The sequence below is a fragment of the uncultured Zhongshania sp. genome, from assembly GCF_963975605.1.
Taxonomy (GTDB): Bacteria; Pseudomonadota; Gammaproteobacteria; order Pseudomonadales; family Spongiibacteraceae; genus Spongiibacter; species Spongiibacter aquimaris.
This window is the reverse complement of sequence record NZ_CAXBHN010000023.1, coordinates 39,708-46,906: the sequence shown is the minus strand read 5'-3', so window position 1 is coordinate 46,906 and position 7,199 is coordinate 39,708. Positions and strand designations below refer to the sequence as shown.

The following is a 7,199-nucleotide window of genomic DNA, read 5'->3' as shown; positions in this document are numbered from 1 at the left end:
AGGGTGGGTCAATTTTAGATGCAAATCCTGGGTCAGTTTTAAATGCAAATCAACATCTGTAACACAAGTGCTTGACCAGTGTTATCAGCTACAGCAAAACATCGCCTCTATTAAAAACAACAATCGAATTTATGACATTGAATCGTATGCTGTTAACAGCATTTTGGTAATTGGTACGATGCCTAGCAATGAAGACGAGAAGAAGTCTTTTGAGATGTATCGTCGCAACTCGAAGAATGTGCAAATTATTACCTTTGACGAGCTCTTACTCAAGTTAAAACAACTGCACGAATTTCTTGGCAACAACGAAGAAAAAGAGGATGGTGCGCCGTGAGCCTACAAACAAATTTAAAGGGCCGTTTACGCAATACCTCATTGCCCAAGAGCCACGGCTTAATGCCGGTATTTGAGGCGGTGGTAAACTCTATTCACTCAATTGAAGAAAAAGGCAATGCCGATAATGGCAAGATTGTTCTTCGTATCAATCGAGCTACCCAAGGCGGTTTGGATTTGGACGCCAAAGCTCTACCGCCTATTATCGGTTTCACCATCACTGACAATGGTTGTGGTTTTGATGAAACCAACTTTAAATCATTTGAAACCCTAGATTCCGACCATAAAATTGCCAAGGGCTGCCGGGGTGTTGGCCGCTTGATGTGGCTGAAGGTGTTTGATCTGGTCGAAGTGGAGAGCCACTTTCTCGATGCTGATGGGGAACTAAAAAAACGCGTATTCCGCTTTGACGATAAACTGGGTGTCCACGGTGAAAAAGTTGTGACGGCTACCGACCAGCAGTCAGGCACTCTGGTCAAGCTGGTAGGGTTTGATGAAAACTTTCGAAAGCAGGTGCCCACCAAAGGCCAGTCCATCGCCAATCAGTTGCTGGAGCATGTGCTTTGGTATTTTGTTCGCGAGGGCAGCGCACCTAAGATTCTGGTAGAAGATGCAAGAGAGGTATTCGATCTTGATCTCTTGCTCCAAGAACATATGCACGCGAGTGCGTTCCTCGAAACCATCAAGATTCGTAATTATTCCTTCGACCTGACCCACATTAAGTTTCGAGCATCTGTAAATAAAAAGCATCAACTGGCTCTATGTGCGGCCAACCGATTGGTTAAAGAAGAGTCTATTCAAGGCAAACTCACTGGCTTGTACGGTAAAATTTCAGACGCTTCCGGCGAGTTCACATACACCTGCTATGTGTCTTCCGATTATCTCAACGAGCACGTGCGCAGTGAGCGTATCTCCTTTGATATTGCCGAAGACGTAGAGGACATGCTCAATGAAGTCAGCTTCAAACACATTCGCGATGCGGTGTTAGAGCGGACTAGAGAGTATTTGCAGGATGTCCTGTCAGAAAATGTGTCAGCCGGTCGCAAACGGGTGGATGATTTTATTAACAATCACGCACCGCGCTACCGCCCCATTGCCAATTATGTAGCCGAAGAATTTCTCATTGTTGACCCGGAAAAGTCTGACAAGGATCTAGAACTACATCTGCATGCTCAGTGGTATGAAGTGGAGCGGCAGTTGGTGAGCGAAGGGCACGACATCATGCAGCCTCAGAATGAGGAGCATGTAGCAGAATACAAAGAACGGCTGAGTGAATATCTACGCAAGGCAGAAGACCTTAAAAAATCAGACCTTGCCAATTACGTTTCACATCGCAAGGTCATTATTGATCTGCTACAAAAATCCATCGAGCGCTTAGATAATGGCAAGTACGCCCGTGAAGATATGATTCATGAGCTGATCATGCCTATGCGCAAAGATTCCAGCGAGGTTTTTCTGGATTCTTGCAACCTTTGGCTGATCGATGAGCGCTTGGCATTTCATAACTACTTGGCCTCAGACAAAACACTGAATGCCATGCCAATTACTGGCAATAAGTCCACCAAAGAGCCTGACTTGCTCAGCCTTAGAGTGTTTGATAACCCACTGCTTGTTAATGATCAAACCAGTTTTCCCCTTGCAGCTATTACCGTTGTCGAAATCAAACGTCCAATGCGCAACGACATGCGTGAAGGCGAAGATAAGGACCCGATTGATCAGGCACTTAGCTATTTAGAGCGAATACGAGAGGGAAAGGTCTCTACAAAATCCGGTCGTCCGATCCCAGGCAATAATGACATCCCTGGCTATTGCTATGTGCTCTGCGACCTAACTGAATCCATGCATCGACGTTGCCGCAGAGCGAACTTGCGTATTACATCTGACGGCATGGGTTATTTCGGTTACAACGAGCCTTCCCATGCTTACATTGAAGTAATTAGTTTCGACCAATTAGTGAAAGCGGCCAGAGAGCGCAACCGGGCATTCTTTGACAAGCTTGGCTTGCCCACTGTATAGGAGTGCCTAATGACGACATATAACGGCTACTGCGATGAAAGTCGCCATACTTCCGATCCGTCGCAACACTATAGTTATAGGTGCACTGGAATGCCCACGTGACGCAAAACAGCGCATTGTTGGCCGCTTGCATGGCCTGATGACAAACACAGGAAACTCAACAAAAAATGTTCTCATTCTTTTGTGTGCCACAAAATTGGAGATGATCAGTTCTATGCCCAGGAGCTTTTCAGCGACAACGAACTGTTCGGCTATCTGCAGAAGAACATGGTCGAGAGCGAGAAGTCGGTGTTTGACCACGTGGTTTACGACTCTGATGTTGAGTTGGAGTTTGCCAAGTCCTTCGAGGGCAGTGACGATATAAAGCTTTACGCCAAGCTGCCTGACTGGTTCAAGATCGAGACCCCTCTGGGAACCTATAACCCCGACTGGGCCGTACTGATCGAGGCTGACGGCAAGGAGAAGCTGTACTTCGTTGTGGAGACCAAGGGCTCGCTCTTCACCGATGCACTTCGTCCAGCCGAGAAAGCTAAGATCGCATGTGGCAAGGAGCACTTCAAAGCACTTGGTAGTGACGTTGGGTTTTCAGTGACCAGCTCGTTTGAAGAATTTTCGGGAACTTATGTATAAAGCACTACCGCCTGTTTTTGGTTATTAAAATAAATGGTTAGTGTCGAAAAGGAAGTCAACAGACTGCCCCTTTGAGTAGCCTTGAGTCAGAAAAATTACATCGTAAATCGGCGGAAAAAAGTTATGTTTAGCAGCCGTTTTTCGTAAAACTTAACTAAATGTCTAATTTTTGGAGGGAAACGAGAGGTGTTCTGAGTGGCTTTGGGGCTTTAGGGCTTATATAAAGGCTTTCATCAGCACTCTCACCAAAGGTTACGAAAAAATAATAGGACTCTTCAGCAGATTGCGCCATGCTGACTCCTGACAAAGCACTGTGTCGCCGAGGCTCGGCGACGATTAAATAGACGGAAAGGTACCGAAAGCTGGGCGGTTCCGCAATGTTTTGTCGAGCCAGTAGCGGCGCGGATAAAAATTTATTTTGAGGGCGCGGAGGATGCCATTAAACGGTGCCGAAAGCGCACATTTATTGTACAATGCGCGGCTTTTCAAAGCCTGTGTATACCTCGGGGGTAGTGATGTTTAGCAAAGAGATGACAATTGCCGGTTTCGACGACGAAATCTGGTCTGCGATCCAAGAAGAAGAGGTGCGTCAGGAAGAGCATATCGAGCTGATCGCTTCTGAAAACTACACCAGTCCCGCAGTCATGCAGGCGCAGGGTACGGTTCTGACTAACAAGTACGCTGAAGGTTATCCTGGCAAGCGTTACTACGGTGGTTGTGAATACGTTGATAAGGCTGAAACACTGGCCATTGAACGTGCAAAAAAGCTGTTTGGTGCAGATTACGCCAATGTGCAGCCCCACTCGGGTTCACAGGCCAATGGCGCGGTTTACCAAGCTCTGGTATTGCCGGGTGAGACAGTATTAGGGATGAGTTTGGATGCTGGCGGTCACTTAACCCACGGTGCTAAACCCAATTTCTCAGGTAAAACCTATAACGCGGTTCAGTACGGTTTGAACAACGATACCGGCGAGATCGATTACGCTCAGGTTGAGGCACTGGCCCTTGAGCACAAGCCAAAAATGATTGTCGCCGGTTTCTCGGCGTACTCAGGTATTGTTGACTGGGCTAGATTCCGCGAAATCGCTGACATGGTTGGCGCTTATCTCATGGTTGATATGGCACACGTGGCCGGCTTGGTTGCAGCGGGTGTCTACCCCAACCCAATGCCCTACGCAGACGTTGTCACGACGACGACTCACAAAACCCTGCGCGGCCCGCGTGGTGGTTTGATCCTGGCTAAGGCCAATGAAGAAATCGAGAAGAAGCTAAATTCGGCGGTATTCCCCGGTGGTCAGGGCGGCCCCTTGATGCACGTGATCGCCGCTAAGGCTGTTAGCTTTAAAGAAGCGATGGCGCCTGAGTATGTGGTTTACCAAAAGCAGGTAGTAAGCAATGCTAAGGCAATGGCCAAGACCTTCATCGAACGCGGTATTAATATCGTCTCTGGCGGTACTGAAAACCACCTGATGCTGGTTGATCTGATCGGCAAGTCTTACACCGGTAAAGATGCAGATGCAGCACTGGGTGCGGCAAACATCACCGTGAACAAAAATGCGGTACCAAATGACCCGCGCTCGCCGTTCATCACCAGCGGTTTGCGTGTGGGCACGCCGGCGGTAACTACTCGCGGCTTTAAAGAAGCTGAGTGTATCGAGTTGGCGAATTGGATGTGCGATGTATTGGAAGCGCTGGAAGCAGGCGATGCCACTGCCAAAATCAACGAAGTGAAAGCGAAAGTGCTGGAAATTTGTAAGCGCTATCCTGTTTACGGATAAGTCTGGTGTCGGATGTCTGACGTGTCGGGTTTTTCCGACGTCTGACGTCCGACATCTGTCCCAGGGCTTTATGCATGGTGCGCCAAGCTGTGCTGCAATAAACTCGCAAAGAGGCATTACCTAATATGCGCTGCCCGTTTTGCAATTTTGACGATACCAAAGTAATCGATTCACGCTTAGTGGCGGAAGGCGGACAGGTTCGCCGTCGTCGTGAGTGCCTGTCTTGTTCGGAACGGTTTACCACCTACGAAAGTGCTGAGCTATTGATGCCAAAAATCATCAAAACAGACGGCTCACGAGAGCCTTTTGATGAAGCAAAATTGCGCTCAGGGGTCTTGAAAGCACTAGAAAAGCGGCCGGTCAGTGTTGAGCATATCGAAGCTGAGATTAGCGGCATTAAGCGTCGCTTGCAGGCGACCGGTGAGCGCGAGATCGACAGTCGAGATGTGGGTGAGCAGGTTATGGAAGCCTTGAAAGCCTTGGATCACGTTGCGTATGTGCGGTTTGCGTCTGTATATCGAAGCTTCCAAGACTTAGATGAATTCCGGGCTGAAATTGACCGCCTGTCGGCAGAACCCCGCTCTGGATTTAACGAGTAGTTATGAGCTTTAGCGATGTCGACCTGCGGATGATGGCTGAGGCGCTGCGCTTAGCTGAACGCGGTCGCTATTCAACGAGTCCAAATCCCCGCGTTGGCTGTGTTATTTGTCGCGACGGTCAGCTGATATCGCAGGGCTGGCATCAGCGCGCCGGCGAAGGTCATGCCGAGGTGAATGCCTTGGCGCAATTGAGTGACGCTAAGGGTGCTACCGCTTACGTCACGCTGGAACCCTGCAGTCATCAAGGTCGAACGCCGCCCTGCGCGGATACGCTTATTCATGCCGGAGTGAGCCGCGTTGTAGTGGCGATGGAAGACCCCAACCCCTTAGTCGCCGGCCGCGGAATTACCCGTCTGCGAGAGGTGGGTATTCATGTTGATTTGGGTTTAATGGCCGCGCAGGCCGAAGCGCTAAACCCTGGTTTTATGCGTCGCATGCGCGGTGGCCTGCCGTGGCTGCGTTTAAAGTCGGCCAGTAGTATAGATGGCAGAACCGCCATGGCATCCGGTGAAAGCCAGTGGATTACCGGCCCTGAGGCCAGAGCTGATGTGCAGAAATTGCGCGCCCAAAGCTGCGCGATTTTAAGCGGTGTAGAAACTATTCTGTACGACGACGCCGCGCTGACGGTGAGACCAGACAGTTTTTCAGTAGAGGATGTGTCGGCCCAGGCACTCAAAGGTAAATGGCGTCAGCCGTTGCGTGTGATTGTCGACTCTTCGCTGCGCACGCCGCCAACAGCTAAGTTGTTGGCCGGCGGTGGCGAGGTGTTAATCGCAACGCGAGTGACGGATATTGCCAAGCAAAAAGCGCTAATTGCGGCGGGTGCTAAGATTGTAGTCATTGAGGATGATGGCGGCGGCAAGGTCAGCTTGCCCGCTTTGATGCGTTACTTGGCGGATCGCGGCTGTAATGAAGTATTGCTTGAGGCCGGGGCGGTGTTAGCTGGCGCTGCACTTCGCGCGGGCTTGGTGGATGAGTGGTTTGTGTATATGGCCCCGTGTTTAATGGGGAGTAGTGGCCGGCCATTGGTCGACTGGCCGATGGCCGCGATGCAAGAGCAACAGGCTATTGATATCATTGATATCCGCGCGGTGGGTAAAGATTGGCGTATTCAATGCCGCGTGCCAAAAGCCCAGCACAATGGCGCGGAGCAGGCGTAAATGTTCACCGGTATTGTAGAAGCGCAAGGTAGTATCGCCGCGATTGAAAAGCGCGGTGGTGATATGCGTCTACGGATTAGCTGTGCCAGCCTGCCAATGGCTGATGTGAAATTGGGCGACAGTATAGCGAGCAACGGCGTGTGTTTGACCGTGGTTGCTATCGAAAGCGATGGTTTTTGGGCGGACGTCTCTAATGAGACACTCTCACTCAGTACCTTTGCCAAGGCTGTTGTTGGTCAATCTTTAAATTTAGAGCGCGCAATGTTGGTGGGTAGCCGTTTTGACGGACACATCGTCAGTGGTCATATCGACGGTGTGGGACGGGTGACAGCTTGCCACAAAGACGCCCGTTCACTTCGCTTACGTATTCAGGCGCCAAGTGAGTTGGCCCGCTATATTGCGAGCAAGGGCTCGATTTGTGTAGATGGTGTTAGCCTGACGGTTAACCGAGTTGAGGCTAGCACGTTTGATTTGAATATTGTGCCGCACACCGCAGCGGAAACCATTATTCAACACTACGGTGTCGGTACGGAAGTTAATTTGGAAGTCGATATGGTGGCGCGTTATCTCGAGCGCTTATTGCAGGCGGACAAGCCTGCGGGGCTTTCTATGGCCACTTTGGCCGACAATGGATTTATAAAGACGCGGAAATAGTCGCCGCCAATCGTCTCGACGAGCTAGGA

General features: G+C 50.0%; 7 protein-coding genes. All 7 read left to right on the top strand.

Features of this window, described 5'->3' with window-relative positions; translation table 11 throughout:
- On the top strand, positions 1-334 hold a 334-nt coding region (locus tag AAC007_RS15075; protein ID WP_339677859.1), incomplete at its 5' end, for a Shedu anti-phage system protein SduA domain-containing protein.
- Positions 331-2,349 (top strand): ATP-binding protein, encoded by a 2,019-nt coding sequence (locus tag AAC007_RS15070; protein WP_339677857.1) that lies wholly within the window; start codon positions 331-333, stop codon positions 2,347-2,349. The genes AAC007_RS15075 and AAC007_RS15070, both read left to right, overlap by 4 nt.
- Before the next feature lie 183 nt (positions 2,350-2,532).
- Positions 2,533-2,979 (top strand): hypothetical protein, encoded by a 447-nt coding sequence (locus AAC007_RS15065; RefSeq protein WP_339677854.1) that lies wholly within the window; start codon positions 2,533-2,535, stop codon positions 2,977-2,979.
- Positions 2,980-3,494: 515 nt separating this feature from the next.
- Positions 3,495-4,757, top strand: a complete 1,263-nt coding sequence (glyA, locus tag AAC007_RS15060) for a serine hydroxymethyltransferase (protein WP_295874756.1) — start codon at positions 3,495-3,497, stop codon at positions 4,755-4,757.
- Between the two features lie 125 nt (positions 4,758-4,882).
- On the top strand, positions 4,883-5,356 hold the full coding sequence (gene nrdR, locus AAC007_RS15055) for a transcriptional regulator NrdR (protein WP_219042880.1): 474 nt from the start codon (positions 4,883-4,885) through the stop codon (positions 5,354-5,356).
- Positions 5,357-5,358: 2 nt separating this feature from the next.
- Complete coding sequence (gene ribD / locus AAC007_RS15050; RefSeq protein ID WP_339677852.1) at positions 5,359-6,516, top strand: bifunctional diaminohydroxyphosphoribosylaminopyrimidine deaminase/5-amino-6-(5-phosphoribosylamino)uracil reductase RibD; 1,158 nt, start codon at positions 5,359-5,361, stop codon at positions 6,514-6,516.
- Entirely contained in the window at positions 6,517-7,170 is a 654-nt protein-coding gene (locus tag AAC007_RS15045; RefSeq protein ID WP_339677850.1) for a riboflavin synthase, read from the top strand. It abuts the gene before it with no gap.
- Positions 7,171-7,199 lie beyond the last annotated feature (29 nt).

Coding starts and splice junctions, on each gene's coding strand:
- glyA (WP_295874756.1), top strand. CDS start 3,495: ATGTTTAGCAAAGAGATGACAATTGCCGGTTTCGACGACGAAATCTGG.
- ribD (WP_339677852.1), top strand. CDS start 5,359: ATGAGCTTTAGCGATGTCGACCTGCGGATGATGGCTGAGGCGCTGCGC.
- nrdR (WP_219042880.1), top strand. CDS start 4,883: ATGCGCTGCCCGTTTTGCAATTTTGACGATACCAAAGTAATCGATTCA.
- AAC007_RS15045 (WP_339677850.1), top strand. CDS start 6,517: ATGTTCACCGGTATTGTAGAAGCGCAAGGTAGTATCGCCGCGATTGAA.